The following is a 15,542-nucleotide window of genomic DNA, read 5'->3' as shown; positions in this document are numbered from 1 at the left end:
ACCAACGCGCTGGTCGCCTCATGAGGTGTGCGGCAGGGGCTGCTCGGTCCAGATGATCTTGGCGTTCGGGGTGTAGCGGGTCCCCCAGCGTTCGGTGAGCTGGGCGACGAGGAAGAGGCCGCGTCCGCCCTCGTCCTCGGTGCGGGCGCGGCGCAGCCGGGGTGAGGTGCTGCTGCCGTCGGAGACCTCGCAGATGAGTGCGCGGTCGCGGAGCAGCCGGAGCTGGACCGGGCCGGTGGCATGGCGGATGGCGTTGGTGACCAGTTCGCTGGCGATGAGTTCGGTGCAGAAGGCGAGGTCCTCCAGGCCCCAGGCGGCCAGCTGCTCGGTGACCGCCGCGCGGGCACGGGAGACGACCGCCGGATCGCTGGGCAGGTCCCACTGGGCGACCTGATCGGGCCCCAGGACGTGCGTGCGGGCGACGAGGAGGGCCACGTCGTCGCTGGGCCGCTCCGGCAGCAGGGCGTCGAGGACCGCCTCGCAGGTGTCCTCCGGCGCCCGGTCGGCATGGGCCAGGACGGTCCGCAGCAGGTCGAGGCCGGAGTCGATGTCCCGGTGCCGGTCCTCGATCAGGCCGTCGGTGTAGAGGACGAGTTGGCTGCCTTCGGCCAGCTCCAGCTCGACGGTCTCGAAGGGCATCCCGCCGAGTCCGAGCGGCGGCGCCGAGGGCAGCTCGACGAACTCCACCGTGCCATCGGGGGCGACGACGGCGGGGAAGGGGTGCCCGGCGCGGGTGAGGGTGCAGCGCCGGGACACCGGATCGTAAACGGCGTACAGACAGGTCGCTCCGACGATTCCGCAGTCGGCCTGGCTGTTGTCCACCGCCCAGCCCTCGCCCCGGTCGAGACGTCCGACCAGGTCGTCGAGGTGGGTGAGGAGGTCGTCGGGCGGCAGGTCCAGGGAGCAGAAGTTGTGTACGGCGGTCCGCAGCCGGCCCATGGTGGCGGCGGCGTGCAGTCCGTGGCCGACGACGTCGCCGACGACGAGGGCGACCCGGGCGCCGGAGAGCGGGATGACGTCGAACCAGTCGCCGCCCACCCCGGCCTGCGCGGGCAGATAGCGGTAGGCGACGTCGACGGCGCTCTGCTCGGGCCGGCCCCGGGGCAGCAGGCTGCGCTGCAGGGCGAGGGCCGTGTTGTGCTCGCGGGTGTAGCGGCGGGCGTTGTCGATGCAGATCGCCGCGCGGCCGGCCAGTTCCTGGGCCAGGGAGAGGTCGTCCTCCTCGAACGGGGCGGGCTTCTCGGAGCGGTAGAAGCTGACCACGCCGAGGGTCGCACCGCGTGCTCGGAGCGGCACGGTGATCAGGGAGTGGATGCCGGCCGCGAGGACCTGTTCGAGCCGTGCCGGGTCCTGGGCAAGCCAGCCCTCGGCCTCGACGAGCACGGGTTCGAGTACGGACTGCCTGCTCTCCAGGCTGCGGGCCTGCGGGGTGGACGGCAGGTAGTGGACCGGGTCGCCGACGCCGTACAGGTAGGGCACCTTCTGGACGGAGCCCAACGCGATCCGGCGCAACTGGCCACCGGATCCGAACGGGCCCGGCTCGTCGCCCTGCAGCACCGCGTCCGGGAGATCCACGGCCGTGAAGTCGGCGAACCGGGAGACGGCCACCTCCGTCAGCTCCTCGGCCGTGCGCGTGACGTCGAGGGTGGTGCCGATGCGGACGCCGGCGTCGTGCAACAGCTCCAGGCGCCGGCGGGCCAGCACGGCGAGCCGACCGACCCCCGGCTCGCCGACGAGCAGCAGGCGGTCGTCGGTCCCGCCGTCGTCCTCGCCGGGCCGGGTGCGGGCCGACGAGGAGTCGGTGTCCGCGGCGGGCGCGGGTTGTGGTGCGGCGGGGACGGTCACGGACGGCACGGCGACGAGCGGGCGCAGGGTCGGCACGGGTGGCTTGGCGGGCGGGGCGGGCAGGAGTGTGCCGGCGCCCGCGGTCGGCGCGGGCACGGGTACCGGCGCGGCCGGCGCCTCCGCGAGGGCCCGGGCAGCCGTCGGCGCGGGTGCGGGCGGCACGTCCGTCACGCTGTTGGACGAGGGCGTCCCGGCGGCGGTCGTCCCGGCCTCTGCCGGTCCCGCCGAAAGCGCCCCGTCCTCCCCGGGTCCGGCCGGGGTCACCTCGGCCCCGGGCGGGCCCGCCGCCGATCCGACCCCCGTCACGCCGAGAGCCGTCACCTCGGCAGCCGTCATCCCGGCCTCTGCCGGTCCCGCCGAAGGCGCCCCGTCCTTGGCGGGTCCGGCCGGGGTCACCTCGGCCCCGGGCGGGCCCGCCGCCGATCCGACCCCCGTCACGCCGAGAGCCGTCACCTCGGCAGCCGTCATCCCGGCCCCTGGCGGTCCCGCCGCAGCCACCCCCGCCACCATCGATCCGGACCCGGTCACCCCGGCCTCCGGCAGACTCGTCGAGCCCGTCCCCGCCGCCGCTGATCCGGCCTGGCGCAGTCGTGGTCCGCCGAGGATCCGGGCCTCGACCACCACGCCGGTCTCGCCCGCCGCGCCCATGACCGGGCGGCGCAGCAAGGTGGCGACACGGCCGCCGGACAGGACGACCTCGTCGAGGGTGCGCTGGGGCGAGGCGAGGAGTTCCTCGGCCTTCTCCCGCAGTACTGCCAGGTCGATGCGGCCGAGGCCGCCGTCGCCGCGGCCGTCTCCCAGGTCGGCTGCCGCGAGTCGGGGCTGGCGCGGCCACCCGCCCACGTCGGGGCCCGCTCGCCGGTACGCCGCGAGCAGCGCCCGCTCGCGCTGCGTGGACTGCTCCAGCAGCCGTGCCTCGATGCCGCGGGCGGCCTCGCGGACCAGCCGCAGCATGGTGGGGTCGCTGTCGGTGCGCAGGCAGGTCAGGTCGAGGACGGCCTCGATACGTCCGCTGAAGGGGTCGCGGACGGGCGCTCCGGCGCAGGCGAAGGGCTGGAGGCAGTCGGCGAAGTGTTCACGGCCGACGACGAAGACGGGGCTTCGCTCGGCGAGCGCGGTGCCGACGCCGTTGGTGCCGACGACCCGCTCGGAAGCGTCGAAGCCGGGCGCGAACCGCACCTCGTCGAGGCGGTCGCGGAGCTGCCGGTCGCCGCCGAGCCGCTGGACCATGCGGCCTCTCGCGTCGCAGAGAGCGATGGTCATGCCGACCTCGGTGAGCGACGCGCTCAGATCCGCCAGAACCGGGTCGGCGGCGCGCAGGAACCGGTCCTCCAGCATCAGGTCCGGGGCGTACGGGACCAGCAGCTGGTCCGGCTCGAGCCCCGCCGACCTGCATCGTTTCCAGGAGTCGAGCACCGAGTCCCGGACCGTGGCGTCGACGAGCGCCCCGGCCAGGAAACGTTCGTGGGCATCGACGAGTCCGCCGATGTCGTCCCAGGCGACGGACAAGGGGATCACTTCCCTCACCCGGAGACGGGCCGGGTCGCGCACCGCGGTTCGACACGCCGCCCGGCGTACTCCGAGCGACTTCACCCTAGCCCTTCTGTGACTGGCATCACAATGCCGGTCAACGGCCCAGGCGGAGCGCCGCCGGCCGGACGTCGGGGGTGCCCGGCCCGTCGTACGCGTCGGGGGCGGCCGGTGCCGTCGGTCGGTCATCACGGCGCACAGCGCTCAGCCAGGCCTCCGGTGGTGGGAGCTGTTGTCACTCCACCGACGAACGGCCGCTACGCGGATCGACACTCCACGAGCCGCCGCTCCAGGAACCGCCGCTCCGCGTCGTTCTCCACGAGCTCCAGCGCCCGCTCGTACGCCTGGGCCGCCTCCCTGGGACGCCCGGCGCGGCGCAGCAGGTCGGCGCGGGTGGCGGGCAGCAGGTGGTAGTCGGCCAGCTCGCCCTCGCGTTCCAGCTCCGCCACCAGCGTGAGGCCCGCTTGCGGCCCCTCCGACATGCCGACGGCCACCGCGCGGTTGAGGCGGACCACGGCCGACGGCACGAACCGCTCCAGTTCGCCGTACAGCCCGGCGATGTCGGCCCAGTCGGTCTCCGCCGCCGTGGGTGCGGTGGTGTGGCAGGCGGCGACGGCGGCCTGGATCTGGTAGGGGCCGGGGCGGCCGCGCCGCAGTGCGTTCTCCAGCAGGGCGGCGCCCTCCTCGGCCTCCGCCCGGTCCCACACCGTACGGTCCTGGTCCTCCAGGCTCACCGGATCGCCGGCCGCGTCCACCCGGGTGGCCCGGCGGGCGTCGTGCAGCAGCAGGAGGGCGAGCAGACCGAGCACCTCGGGCTCGTCCGGCATGAGGCGGGCCAGGACTCGGGCCAGCCGGACCGCCTCGGCGCAGAGGTTCGCCCGGACGCGATCGGCGCCGGACGTGGCCGCGTACCCCTCGTTGAAGAGGAGGTAGACCACGCCGAGCACACCGGTCGTCCGTTCGGGCAGCAGATGGGCGGGCGGCACGCGGTACGGGATGCCGGCGTTGCGGATCTTCCGCTTGGCCCGCACCAGGCGTTGCGCCATGGTCGCCTCGGGGACGAGGAAGGCGCGGGCGATCTCCGGTGTGGTGAGCCCGGCGAGCGTGCGCAGCGTCAGCGCGACCCGGGCCTCGATCGGCAGCGCCGGGTGACAGCAGGTGAAGATGAGCCGCAGCCGGTCGTCCCCCACCCCGCCGTCCTCACCCTCGCCCTCGTACGACGGCTCGTCCCGCGCCAGCACCGCCACCTCCCTCAGCTTCTCCGCGCCCACCGCCTCCCGGCGCCGTACGTCGACGGCCCGGTTGCGGGCGGTCGTCGTCAGCCAGGCACCGGGGCGGAGCGGCACCCCGTCACGGCGCCACCGGCCGAGGGCCTGGGCGAAGGCGTCCTGGGCGCACTCCTCGGCGAGGTCCCAGTCGCCGGTCACCCTGATCAGGGTGGCGACGACCTGGCCCCATTCCTCACGGAAGGCGGCGGCGACCGCTTTCTCGACGTCGTTCGCCGCGCGCCCCTTGTTCACTCCCAGACCGGCCGCACCTCCACCGGACCGCCGCGGACCAGGCAGGAGTGCCGGGCGGCGAGCGCGATCGCCTCGTCCAGGTCGTCGGCCTCGACGAGGTCGACCGCGGTCACGTACGCGTCGTCCCCGGTGAACGGCCCGTCACTGAGCAGGACTTCGTCGTCCTCGACCCGCACGGTGGTCGCGTCGTCCGGCGGGCGCAGACGCGCGGTGGCCCCGTCGAAGGGGCGTGCGTCCTCGGCGCCCGCCGGCAGACAGACGAACAGCAGGTACTTCACGGCCGTCCTTCCAGCGCGACCGACACGTGCTCGTGGGCGATCACCCAGCGCGGCCCGATGTTCCGGTAGCCGGTGGTCACGCGCACCATGTCGTCCAGTGGTTCGCCGTCCGCGCGGGGGGCGCGCAGCCGCACGAGGGCGTGGCCGAAGGCGATGCTCTCGTCGACATGGACGCGGAACTCCAGCACCTCGCGGGTGACGGGCCCGTCAACGGACGCGAACACCGCGTCCGCCGCCTTGCGGAAGGCGTCGATGCCGTGCGGTTCCTGACCGGTGGCCAGGTGGAAGGCCTCGACGTCCGGCGCGTAGCAGGCCAGCAGTCGGTCGACGTCACGTTCGCGGGCCGCCGCGGTGAGTTCGGCGTCGAGCCGGCGGATCTCGCCCTCGTGGTCCTCGTCCTCCCAGAAGGGGCGCACCTCCATGGCCCCGATGGCCGCCACCGGGTGCTGGGCGGCCGCCTCGATCGCCTCCTGAAGACTGTCGCACTCCAGCACGTCGAAGCCCGCGACATACTCCTTGGTCTCCGCGAACGGCCCGTCGGTGCGCAGCACTTCGCCGTCGCGCACCCGGACGGTGACGGCGTCGGTGGGCAGGGCCAGCCGGTGGCCGTGCAGTCGTACGCCGCGGTCGCCGAGCCCTTCGACCCAGGGCTCGACGGGAGCCATCCCCGAGGCGTCGGCGGTGTCGTCACCGCAGACGAGCAGCATGTACTTCATGGGTCCTCCCGGTGCTCTTGAGCTTCCTACACCCCACCGACGAACGGGACCCCGCGAAATCGACATGCCGGTCGCACGAGTCGTACGAAAGGAGGCCGGGGCGAAGGGCGGGCCCGCCGCCGCTTCCCTCTGGCTGGTGGTCCGGGACCGTTCACGGTTGGATGCCGTCATGACCACCGACGAGCACGAGCGGCTGATGCGGGTCAACCGGGCGAACTGGGACGCCCGCACCCCCGTCCACCTCGCCAGCCGGTTCTACGGACTCGACCAGGACCTCGACCCCGAGCGCTGGTTCGGCGCCTTCGAGTGGGACGACCTGGGTGACCTCGCCGGCCGCGACGTGCTCCATCTGCAGTGCCACCTCGGCACCGAGACGCTCGCCTTCGCCCGGCGCGGGGCCCGGGCCGTCGGCCTCGACTTCTCCGAGGCGTCCGTGGCGGCGGCGAACGACATCGCGGCCAAGGCGGGGCTGGACGTCGGGTACGTGTGCGCGAACGTCTACGACGCCGTCGAGGCCCTGGAAGGACGGCGGTTCGACGTCGTCTACACCGGCAAGGGCGCCCTGTGCTACCTGCCCGACCTGGAGCGCTGGGCGGGGGTCGTGGCCCAACTCCTGCGTCCCGGAGGCCGGTTGTACATCGTCGAGTTCCATCCGCTGCTCAACTCGCTGGGCCCCAAGCCCGCCCCCGGCGAGGGACCCGAGCTGCTGCTGCGCCACAACTACCTGGGCGGCGAGGGCCCCGTACGCCGGGACGCGACCCACACCTACACCGACGGCCCGCCCGTCCAGGGCGCCACCGACAGCTACGAGTGGATGCACGGAATAGGAGAGGTCGTCGGCGCGTTGACGGGAGCGGGACTGACCGTGCGACGACTGCGGGAGAGCGACGAACTGCCCTGGCAGCGCTGGCCGCGGATGGTCCGTACGCCGTCCGGCTGGTGGCGGCTCCCCGAGCCGCGCATCCCCCTCCTGTACGGCCTGCTGGCCCAACGCTGAGTCCCGCGTCACTGACCTGACCGCGCACCGCGTGGTACATTGCTGTCAGCACTTGTGTACGCCCGTTCCGGGCGCCGGTGCCAGTTCCTCTCCACCAGCCGCACCGCCCGCCGTTCCACGGCCGGCACATCGGCTTCCCAGCACCACCTCGTCGCAGGCCTCATGCGCCGTGCCCGAGGTGCGTTCCCGCCGCCGAGGCGTGTCTTCGCTCCGCCTCCCCTCGCGGCTTCACCCCTTCCTTCCTCCGCATGCCCCAAGCACTTCCGTCCGTGAAAGGACCACCCCTCATGACCACCACACTCGAACACCCTCCTGTCCAGCAGCAGGCCCCGGCCCGAGTCGCCACCGGCGTCCTCGACATCGACGCGCACGGGAAGGGGCACCTGCGCCCCCTGGACCTCCACCCCACGCCCTCCGACCTCCAGGTCCCTCCCCAGCTGATCCGCCGGTACGGCCTGCGCAAGGGCGACCACATCGACGGCGTACGCGGCGCCCAGCGGGTGCTCAGCGAAGTCGCCCGGATCAACGGACGCGGCCTGCAGGAGCAGCGGGGCCGTCGCCACTTCCGCGAGCTGACACCGCTGCACCCGCAGGAGCGGCTGCGTCTCGAACACCCGGCGGCCGGGCTCACCGGCCGCGTCACCGACCTGCTCGCCCCCGTCGGCAAGGGACAGCGCGGGCTCATCGTGGCCCCGCCCAAGACCGGCAAGACCGTCCTCCTGCAGCAGATCGCGGCCGCCGTCGCCGGCAACCATCCCGAGGCCCGGCTGATGGTGGTGCTGCTCGACGAACGCCCCGAGGAGGTCACCGACATGCGGCGCTCCGTGCGCGGCGAGGTGCACGCCTCGACCTTCGACAAGGCGCCCAGGCAGCACATCGCACTCGCCGAACTCGTCATCGAGCGGGCCCAGCGGCTCGTCGAGGAGGGCGAGGACGTCGTCATCCTGCTCGACTCCCTGACCCGGCTGTGCCGGGCCCACAACAACGCGGCCGCCGCCGGTGGCCGCACCCTCAGCGGCGGTGTCGACGCGACCGCACTGATCGGCCCCAAGCGGTTCTTCGGCGCCGCCCGCCTGGCCGAGGAGGGCGGCTCGCTCACCATCCTCGCCACCGCCCTGGTGGAGACCGGTTCGCGCGCCGACGACTTCTTCTTCGAGGAGCTCAAGAGCACCGGCAACATGGAGCTGCGCCTGAGCCGAGACCTCGCGGGCCGCCGCGTCTTCCCGGCCGTCGACATCAACCCCTCCGGCACCCGCCGCGAGGAACTCCTCCTGTCCCCGGCCGAGTTGACCGCCGTACGCGGTCTGCGCCGAGCCCTGCAGACCCGCGACGGCCAGCCGAGCATGGAGACCCTGCTGGAGCGGATGCGTGAAACCCCGGACAACGCGACGTTCCTGCGCCGTATCCGGCCGACGCTGCCCGCCGACTGACGAATCGCCCGGGAACGGCGGCCCGGCATGCGGCATCCGGGTGCTCGCGGGCCCCGCTCGGCCCGGGCAGCGCCCTGTGCGACGACTTCATTCCTACGTTTGCGGTATGACGATCGGATTTACTTCCCGGGCTGCCCTGGCCGCCTCTGCGCTCTGCGCGGTGGGCCTGCTCGCGTTCGCGCCCGCTGCCGCGGCGGGGCACACGGGGGCCGACCCCTCCCCGCCCGGCGTGCCGCGGGCGGCGACCCCGCAGCCCGCCCTGCTGTACCGCTCCGGAACCCAGATCCGGGCGCGCGCCGGGGTGCCCGGGGTGCCGGACGTCTCCGCGCTCTCGTGGCTGGTGGCCGACTCCCGCACCGGCGAGGTGCTCGCCGCACACAACGCGCACCGCAGGCTGCCTCCCGCCAGCACCCTGAAGACCTTGTTCGCCCTCACCGTGCTGCCGGCCCTCCCGCGCGGCATCCGGCACACGGTCCGTGAGGCGGAACTGACCGGGATCGGCTCCGGCAGCAGCCTGGTCGGAGTGGCGGAGGGCCGCACCTACCGGGTCGCCGACCTGTGGCGCGGGGTGTTCCTCAACTCCGGCAACGACGCCGTGCACGTGCTGGCCGGACTCAGCGGCGGCTGGCGCTCCACGGCCGCGCGGATGCAGGCCAAGGCGCGTGCCCTCGGCGCCCGGGACACGCGGGTGGTGTCACCGGACGGGTACGACATGCCGGGGCAGGTGTCCTCGGCCTACGACCTCGCGGTGTTCGGCCGGGCAGGGCTGCGCAACGCGGAGTTCACTCGGTACTGCGGCACGGTCGACGCCAGGTTCCCCGGCCGCCGCGGACGGTCGTACCCGATCCGGAACACCAACCGGCTGCTGACCGGAGACGACGGCGTGCGGCGGTATCGGGGGCTGATCGGCATCAAGAACGGCTACACCAGCAACGCCGGCAACACGATCGTCGCCGCCGCCCGCCGGGACGGGCGCACGCTCGTCGTGACGGTGATGAACCCTCAGGCGGGCGGCGGCTTCGCCGTGTACGAGGAAGCCCGGGAACTGCTCGACTGGGGCTTCGCCGCGGCCGGTCGTGTGGAGCCGGTGGGTTCGCTCGACGCACTCCGGGCGAAGCCGCGCTCCGGACCGGCCGCACTGTCCGCGACCGCACTGCCCGCGGCTGCGCTGCCCGCCACGGACACCGGGCCTCGTTGGCCCCGGACGGGGGCGATCGCCGGTGCCGCCGCGCTCGGTGCCGGGGCCGTGGCGCTGGTGCTGGTGCTGGTGCTGCGGGGCAAGGCCGTTGCTGCCGAGCGGAGTTGACCGACCGGCAGCCACAGCAGCAGTCCGAGCGTGATCCAGGTGTAGGCGTTGCCACCGAGGAATCCTCCGACACCGGACGCGTCGTCGAACCACAGCCAGACCACGCTGGTGCACAGCACCGCGTACAGGGCGCCCGCGGTCCGCGGGTGCCCGGCGCGGACCAGAACCGCGAAGGACGGCAGCAGCCAGACCAGGTGGTGCACCCAGGTGATCGGGCTGACCAGGCAGGCGGTCAGGCCGGTGAGGGCGAACGCGGTCGTCCACTCCCCCGCGGCGACCGCCCGGCGGGCGCGGAACGCCCACACGCACAGCACCAGGAGGACCGCCACGGCCCACACCGCGCGGTCCGGTTCACCCAGCCTGGCCAGGACCCCCTGCAGTGACTGGTTGGAGACGTAGTCCAGTCGGCCCACCCGGGTGGTGTCCCACATCGCCTCGGTCCAGTAGAAGCGCGAGGCGTCGGGCGCCACGCAGGCCGCGAGCGTCGTCGCCGCGGCGGTGACGGCGCTCGCCACCGCGGCGGCCCGGGGGCGCCGGGCGAGCAGCAGCAGCCCGATGAAGAGCACCGGCGTGAGCTTCACCGCGGCCGCGAGACCGATCCCGGCCCCCGCCCAGCGGCCCCGGCCGGTGGTGAGCAGCCGGGCGTCGGCGAGTACGAGTGCCAGCAGCAGGAGGTTCACCTGGCCGAAGCTGATGGTGTCGCGCAACGGTTCGAACAGCGCGAGCGCACAGGCGCCCAGGGCGCAGCCGTACCAGCCGTAACGCCGCCAGGCCGGTCCGGTGAGGATGCGCAGCACCACGGCCAGGGCGGCGAGGTTGAGCAGCAGCGCGACGGCGATCGCGGCGCGCAGGTCGAGCATCGCCATCGGCAGCATGGCGACGGCGGCGAACGGCGGATAGGTGAAGCCGTACGGCGTCCCGGGCACCCGGTAGTCGTAGATCCGCCCGCCGTGGTGGACCCAGCTGTCCACGGCCCCGTGGTAGACGCGCAGGTCGAACCAGTCGCGCAGCAGCGGCACGCTCGCGGTGAACACGGTCACGACGGCGGCGAGCGCGAGCACGAACAGCAGCCTCGCGCGGTCGGTGCGGGCCGGCATCATGCCGCCCGCCCCGGCGCCGGGGCGGGCGCCGGAGCCGCCTGGTGGACGTGCCACAGGACGACCACGGCGAGCAGACCGCCGCAGACCGCCAGGACCAGTTGCCCGGTGTCGGCCGGACCGCCGCTGGGCAGGGTGGCGAGCGCGAGCACACCCGTCACGGCGGCCACCCGGTGCCGCACCGGGGCGCTGGGCGCCGCGGCGGCGATGAGGAACAGGGCCCACAGGGCGTACCAGGGGCGGATCGCCGGGCCGAGGGCGGCCACGGCCGCCAGGCTCAGGCCCAGCGCGTACACCGGCCGGGGACGCAGCCGCAGCCAGATGACGAGGACGCCGACCACGGCCGCCACGATCCCGAAGGCGTGCCACGCCGGGACCGCAAGGGGCGCCAGATCGCTGCCGACCCGCTCCAGCAGCGCCCGCGTCGCCCGGCCGAGCAGGCTGGTCAGGGCCCAGTTCCGCGGCGAGACGGGGGTGTCGAGGGCGCCCACCCAGCCGTATCCCGTGCCGGCGACGGCGGTCGCGGCGACCGTGGTGGCCGACGCGGCGAGCGCGGTGGTGACGACGGCCTTCGTACGGCCGTGTCCCGCGCCCACCTGGAGGACGACGACCGCGGCGAGCCCGAGTACGGCGGGCGCCTTGACCAGCGCGGCAAGAGTGACGAGGACGGCGCCCAGCGCCGGCCACCGGCCCAGGGCCGCGACCAGGCCGGCGCCGAGCAGGCCGAGCATGATGGCGTCGTTGTGGGCGCCGGCGACCAGGTGGAGCAGGACCAGCGGGTTCAGGGCGCCGAGCCAGAGCGCGGCGGCCGGGTCGACGCCGCTGTGCCGGGCGAGCCGGGGCAGCGCGGCGGCCATCAGTCCGACGCCGAGCAGCGCGACGACCCGCATCCCGAGGACACCGGCGGGGAGTTCGCCCCGCGTCAGTCCGGACAGTGCGGAGGCCATGCCGAGGAAGACCGGGCCGTACGGGGCTCCGGTGTGCCGCCACAACGGGGAGACCTCGGCGGCGAGCGGGCCGCCGAGCCGGGCGGGGCCATGCGCGTAGACGTCCAGGTGGGCGTCGACCATGGCGCCCTGCGCGAGGTAGCTGTACACGTCCCGGCTGAACAGCGGGGGCGCGAGCAGCAGCGGTGCCGCCCAGAGCACCAGGATCCCCGTCACAGCGCGCGGGCCGGGCGGCTCGGATCCGTGGATCAGCCGCCCGAGCAGGATCCAGGCCGCGATCAGCAGGACGACACCGAAGTACGCGCCGACCAGACCGAGCACGGCGTGCGCGGAGGCCGGAGCCAGGAGTTCACGCACCGGAAGGGCTCCCGCGGTCTCACCTCCCGCTGCGAGAAAGGCGGTTCCGGCGAGGCCCAGTACCTGGCAGCGGCGGAGATCGACGGGGAAAGCCATGGCCAACACTCGGGAAGCGTGTCAACGTCGGGTGGCCGTAAAGCGACGTACCCGTCTCCGGGCGGGGGCCCCTGTGTGACCGGCATGTGAGGAGACGTTGCCGGACCGGTTCCGGGACCGCTCGCCGGTCAGAAGACCGACACGCCCGTCAGGGTCGTGAAGCGGTCCAGGGCCGCGACCCCGGCCACCGAGTTGCCTCGCTCGTCCAGCCCCGGGCTCCACACGCACAGCGTGCAACGCCCCGGAACCACCGCGATGATGCCACCGCCCACCCCGCTCTTGCCGGGCAGGCCCACCCGGTAGGCGAAGTCACCCGCCGCGTCGTACGTCCCGCAGGTCAGCAGCACCGCGTTGACCTGCTTGGCCTGGCTCTGGGTGAGCAGCCGCGTGCCGTCGGCGCGCACGCCGTGCCGGGCCAGGAACGTGGTGGCCAGGGCGAGGTCCGCACAGGAGGCCCTGAGGGAGCACTGCCGGAAGTACTGGTCGAGCAGGACCGGGACCGGGTTGCCGATGTTGCCGTACGACGCCATGAAGTGGGCCAGGGCGGCGTTGCGGTCGCCGTGCGCGGACTCGGAGGCGGCGACCTCCTTGTCGAAGTCCAGGGCGGGGTTGCCGGACTCCGAGCGGAGGAAGGCGAGCAGTTCGCAGGACGCGTCGCCGGTACGGGTGTGGAGGCGGTCGGTGACCACCAGCGCGCCCGCGTTGATGAACGGGTTGCGGGGGATGCCGTTCTCGTACTCCAGCTGGATCAGGGAGTTGAAGGGGTTGCCGGAGGGCTCGCGGCCGACGTGCTCCCAGAGTTGGTCGCCCTCGCGGGCCAGGTCGAGGGCGAGGGTGAAGACCTTGGTGATGGACTGTGTGGAGAACGGCTCCCGCCAGTCGCCCACCCCGTACACCGTGCCGTCCAGTTCGGCCACGGCCATGCCGAAACTGCGCGGGTCGCAGGCCGCGAGCGCCGGGATGTAGTCGGCGGGCCGGCCGCGGACGGGGGTCCGTTCGATCTCGGCGGCGATGCGCTCCAGGACCGGTTGGAACTGCGGGGACATGAGCGTCATCATGCCGCACGCCTGTCCTTGGAGTGTCCCCGGGTCGCCGTGGGACCCGCGCCGGCCGTGGGGACGCGGGCCGGTCTCGTGTGCGGCAGCCGTGGCGGTACGGCAAGAGGCCAATCAGGAATGTCTTGGTCCGCACCGCGGGTGCTGGCCCGCCGATCCCGGGCTCTCACGTCAGGGTGAAAGCCTGCGGCCCCCACGAATCGGGGTCCGCGCGGCCATCGAGCAGACAGGAGCGATGTTGCGCCAGCGGAACGAAGGCGACGGAGCCACCGGCTTGCAGCGGCAGGCCGACAGGAAGAGCACCGGGTGGTTCGCCGGTCTGCTGCGGCGAAGTACCGCAGGCGGCCTGTGCGCGACGGCGGTGCTACTGGCCGGGTGCGGCATGCCCACCCCGTACGTGCCCCTGCTGGAGAACCCGAAGGACGGACGAACGTTCTATCTCAGTCCTCGGGGAGACGACAGCGACGACGGCCGGACGCCGAAGACCGCCTGGCGCACGCTCCGGCGTGCCGATGCCTTGCGGTTCAAGCCGGGCGACCGGCTGCGGCTGGAGGCAGGCGCACGCTTCCCCGGCGGGTTGAGCGTCGTGGTCGACGTCGAGCTGGGCGACCACGTCGTGGTCGCTGTAGCCCCAGTGGTCGTAGAAGTGTGCGAGGTTGCCCTCCTTGCACCGGGTGCGACGGGGCCAGGCTTCGCGATGGCAGGACGCGGCACCGCGGCGGCAGGACACACGCACGGCGTTGGCCTCGCACCAGTCCAGGGCACGCGGATGCCGTACGTCAGACCGCCCGCGCCGTGCCGCTGCCGGCTAGCACCTCCGGCCGAAGGAGGTCCGCCAGGCGCTCGGCCGGCAGCAGGCCCTTCTCCAGCACGAGCTCGGCCACCCCCCGGCCGGTCGCAAGGGCCTCCTTGGCGATGTCGGTGGCCGCGGTGTAGCCGATGTGCGGGTTGAGGGCGGTGACCAGGCCGATGGAGTTCTCCACGCTCGCGCGCAACGCCTCGGTGTTGGCCGTGATGCCATCCACGCAGCGTTCGGCGAGGGTGAGGCAGGCGGCGCGCAGGTGGGTGATGGACTCCGACAGGGAGTGCAGGATGATCGGCTCGAAGGCGTTGAGCTGGAGCTGTCCGGCCTCGGCGGCCATGGTGATGGTGACGTCGTTGCCGATCACCTCGAAGGCGACCTGGTTGACGACCTCGGGGATCACCGGGTTGACCTTGCCGGGCATGATGGACGAACCGGCCTGCACCGGTGGCAGGTTGATCTCGCCGAGGCCCGCGCGCGGCCCGGAGGACAGCAGGCGCAGGTCGTTGCAGCTCTTGGAGAGCTTGACGGCGACCCGCTTGAGCACGCCGGACATCTGCACGAACGCGCCGCAGTCCTGGGTGGCCTCGACCAGGTTCGCGGCCGTGACCAGCGGCAGTCCGGTGATCTCGGAGAGGTGGCGACGGGCCGACTCGGCGTATCCGGAGGGGGCGTTGAGCCCGGTGCCGATCGCCGTGGCACCCAGGTTGATCTCATGGATCAGCTCGACGGCCTCGGCAAGACGGTGGCGGTCCTCGTCAATCATGACGGCGTAGGCGGAGAACTCCTGGCCGAGCGTCATCGGCACCGCGTCCTGCAACTGTGTACGGCCCATCTTGAGGACCTCGCGGAACTCGACGGCCTTGCGGGCGAAGGCGTCCTGCAGTACGGACATCGCCGTGAGCAGTCCACGGACCGCGAAGACCGTCGCGACCTTGACGGCGGTCGGGTAGACGTCATTGGTCGACTGACCGAGGTTGACGTCCTCGTTGGGGTGCAGGTGCCGGTACTCGCCCCTGGCGTGTCCGAGCAGTTCCAGCGCCCGGTTGGCGACGACCTCGTTGGCGTTCATGTTCGTCGAGGTGCCGGCGCCGCCCTGGATGACGTCGACGACGAACTGGTCGTGCAGCTTGCCCTCGCGGATCTCCCGGCAGGCCTCGACGATCGCGGCGGCCTTCCTCGGCTCCAGCAGGCCGAGCTCCTCGTTGGCGAGGGCGGCGGCCTCCTTGACCGCGGCGAGCGCGTCGATCAGGTGCGGGTAGGCGGAGATCCGGGTGCCGGTGATGGGGAAGTTCTCGGTGGCGCGCAGGGTGTGGACGCCCCAGTACGCGTCGGCGGGGACGTCGCGGTCGCCGAGCAGATCGTGCTCGGTACGGGTGGCGGTGGTCATGAGAGTGCGGCCTCTTTCTGAGGGCGAGGGTGAGGAAGCGGGTGGAAGTGGAGGAGGCCGAGCGATTCGACTGCGGCGGCCAGAACATCCAGGGGCGCGGGGAACTGCGCGACCGGCCACGGCGAACCCGCAGCCGGCAGAACACAGCACCCCGACGTCGCTCAGCCGCCCTGCTG

10 protein-coding genes and 2 pseudogenes are annotated in these 15,542 nt (G+C 73.3%); 3 read left to right on the top strand and 9 right to left on the bottom strand.

The features are described from left to right. Nucleotides 1-18: 18 nt before the first annotated feature. From KUM49_RS49535 to KUM49_RS44080, 4 genes are all read right to left on the bottom strand, one after another. Nucleotides 19-3,363, bottom strand: a complete 3,345-nt coding sequence (locus KUM49_RS49535; protein ID WP_308407008.1) for a SpoIIE family protein phosphatase — start codon at nucleotides 3,361-3,363, stop codon at nucleotides 19-21. 269 nt (nucleotides 3,364-3,632) lie between these two features. After that, nucleotides 3,633-4,895 (bottom strand): RNA polymerase sigma factor, encoded by a 1,263-nt coding sequence (locus tag KUM49_RS44090; RefSeq protein WP_217242594.1) that lies wholly within the window; start codon nucleotides 4,893-4,895, stop codon nucleotides 3,633-3,635. Further along, complete coding sequence (locus KUM49_RS44085; protein WP_217242593.1) at nucleotides 4,892-5,173, bottom strand: YciI family protein; 282 nt, start codon at nucleotides 5,171-5,173, stop codon at nucleotides 4,892-4,894. Before KUM49_RS44085 ends, KUM49_RS44090 begins: the two co-directional genes overlap by 4 nt. Further along, complete coding sequence (locus KUM49_RS44080; protein WP_217242592.1) at nucleotides 5,170-5,889, bottom strand: nuclear transport factor 2 family protein; 720 nt, start codon at nucleotides 5,887-5,889, stop codon at nucleotides 5,170-5,172. The genes KUM49_RS44085 and KUM49_RS44080 overlap by 4 nt, the downstream gene beginning before the upstream one ends. A 169-nt stretch (nucleotides 5,890-6,058) precedes the next feature. Here KUM49_RS44080 and KUM49_RS44075 point away from each other — a divergent pair, with 169 nt between their 5' ends. The 3 genes and pseudogenes from KUM49_RS44075 to KUM49_RS44065 all read left to right on the top strand — a co-directional run. Further along, nucleotides 6,059-6,886, top strand: a complete 828-nt coding sequence (locus KUM49_RS44075) for a class I SAM-dependent methyltransferase (RefSeq protein ID WP_217242591.1) — start codon at nucleotides 6,059-6,061, stop codon at nucleotides 6,884-6,886. Between the two features lie 287 nt (nucleotides 6,887-7,173). Beyond that, nucleotides 7,174-8,316, top strand: a complete 1,143-nt coding sequence (gene rho, locus KUM49_RS44070) for a transcription termination factor Rho (protein ID WP_217242590.1) — start codon at nucleotides 7,174-7,176, stop codon at nucleotides 8,314-8,316. A gap of 106 nt (nucleotides 8,317-8,422) precedes the next feature. Beyond that, nucleotides 8,423-9,259: pseudogene (locus tag KUM49_RS44065) on the top strand (D-alanyl-D-alanine carboxypeptidase family protein); the annotation flags it as partial. A 59-nt stretch (nucleotides 9,260-9,318) separates the two neighbouring features. Here the strand turns inward: KUM49_RS44065 and KUM49_RS49530 are convergent. The 5 genes and pseudogenes from KUM49_RS49530 to aspA form a co-directional block, all read right to left on the bottom strand. Further along, nucleotides 9,319-10,722 (bottom strand): glycosyltransferase 87 family protein, encoded by a 1,404-nt coding sequence (locus KUM49_RS49530; protein WP_254402728.1) that lies wholly within the window; start codon nucleotides 10,720-10,722, stop codon nucleotides 9,319-9,321. Then, complete coding sequence (gene mptB / locus KUM49_RS44060; protein ID WP_217242588.1) at nucleotides 10,719-12,119, bottom strand: polyprenol phosphomannose-dependent alpha 1,6 mannosyltransferase MptB; 1,401 nt, start codon at nucleotides 12,117-12,119, stop codon at nucleotides 10,719-10,721. The genes KUM49_RS49530 and mptB overlap by 4 nt, the downstream gene beginning before the upstream one ends. A gap of 128 nt (nucleotides 12,120-12,247) precedes the next feature. Beyond that, on the bottom strand, nucleotides 12,248-13,177 hold the full coding sequence (locus tag KUM49_RS44055) for a glutaminase (RefSeq protein ID WP_217242587.1): 930 nt from the start codon (nucleotides 13,175-13,177) through the stop codon (nucleotides 12,248-12,250). Between the two features lie 583 nt (nucleotides 13,178-13,760). Continuing rightward, nucleotides 13,761-13,934, bottom strand: a pseudogene (locus tag KUM49_RS49525) (N-acetylglucosaminyltransferase); the annotation flags it as partial. A gap of 19 nt (nucleotides 13,935-13,953) precedes the next feature. Further along, a complete protein-coding gene (aspA, locus tag KUM49_RS44050) occupies nucleotides 13,954-15,366 on the bottom strand; it encodes an aspartate ammonia-lyase (RefSeq protein ID WP_217242586.1) in 1,413 nt (470 codons plus the stop codon). Nucleotides 15,367-15,542 lie beyond the last annotated feature (176 nt).

The organism is Streptomyces sp. AC555_RSS877, from assembly GCF_019049245.1.
Taxonomy (GTDB): Bacteria; Actinomycetota; Actinomycetes; order Streptomycetales; family Streptomycetaceae; genus Streptomyces.
This window is presented reverse-complemented; position numbering and strand designations above follow the sequence as displayed.

Excerpts from the sequence above, each read along its gene's own strand:
- KUM49_RS44080 (WP_217242592.1), bottom strand. The coding sequence starts at position 5,889 with ATGAAGTACATGCTGCTCGTCTGCGGTGACGACACCGCCGACGCCTCG.
- KUM49_RS44075 (WP_217242591.1), top strand. The coding sequence starts at position 6,059 with ATGACCACCGACGAGCACGAGCGGCTGATGCGGGTCAACCGGGCGAAC.
- rho (WP_217242590.1), top strand. The coding sequence starts at position 7,174 with ATGACCACCACACTCGAACACCCTCCTGTCCAGCAGCAGGCCCCGGCC.
- KUM49_RS49530 (WP_254402728.1), bottom strand. The coding sequence starts at position 10,722 with ATGATGCCGGCCCGCACCGACCGCGCGAGGCTGCTGTTCGTGCTCGCG.
- mptB (WP_217242588.1), bottom strand. The coding sequence starts at position 12,119 with ATGGCTTTCCCCGTCGATCTCCGCCGCTGCCAGGTACTGGGCCTCGCC.
- KUM49_RS44055 (WP_217242587.1), bottom strand. The coding sequence starts at position 13,177 with ATGATGACGCTCATGTCCCCGCAGTTCCAACCGGTCCTGGAGCGCATC.
- aspA (WP_217242586.1), bottom strand. The coding sequence starts at position 15,366 with ATGACCACCGCCACCCGTACCGAGCACGATCTGCTCGGCGACCGCGAC.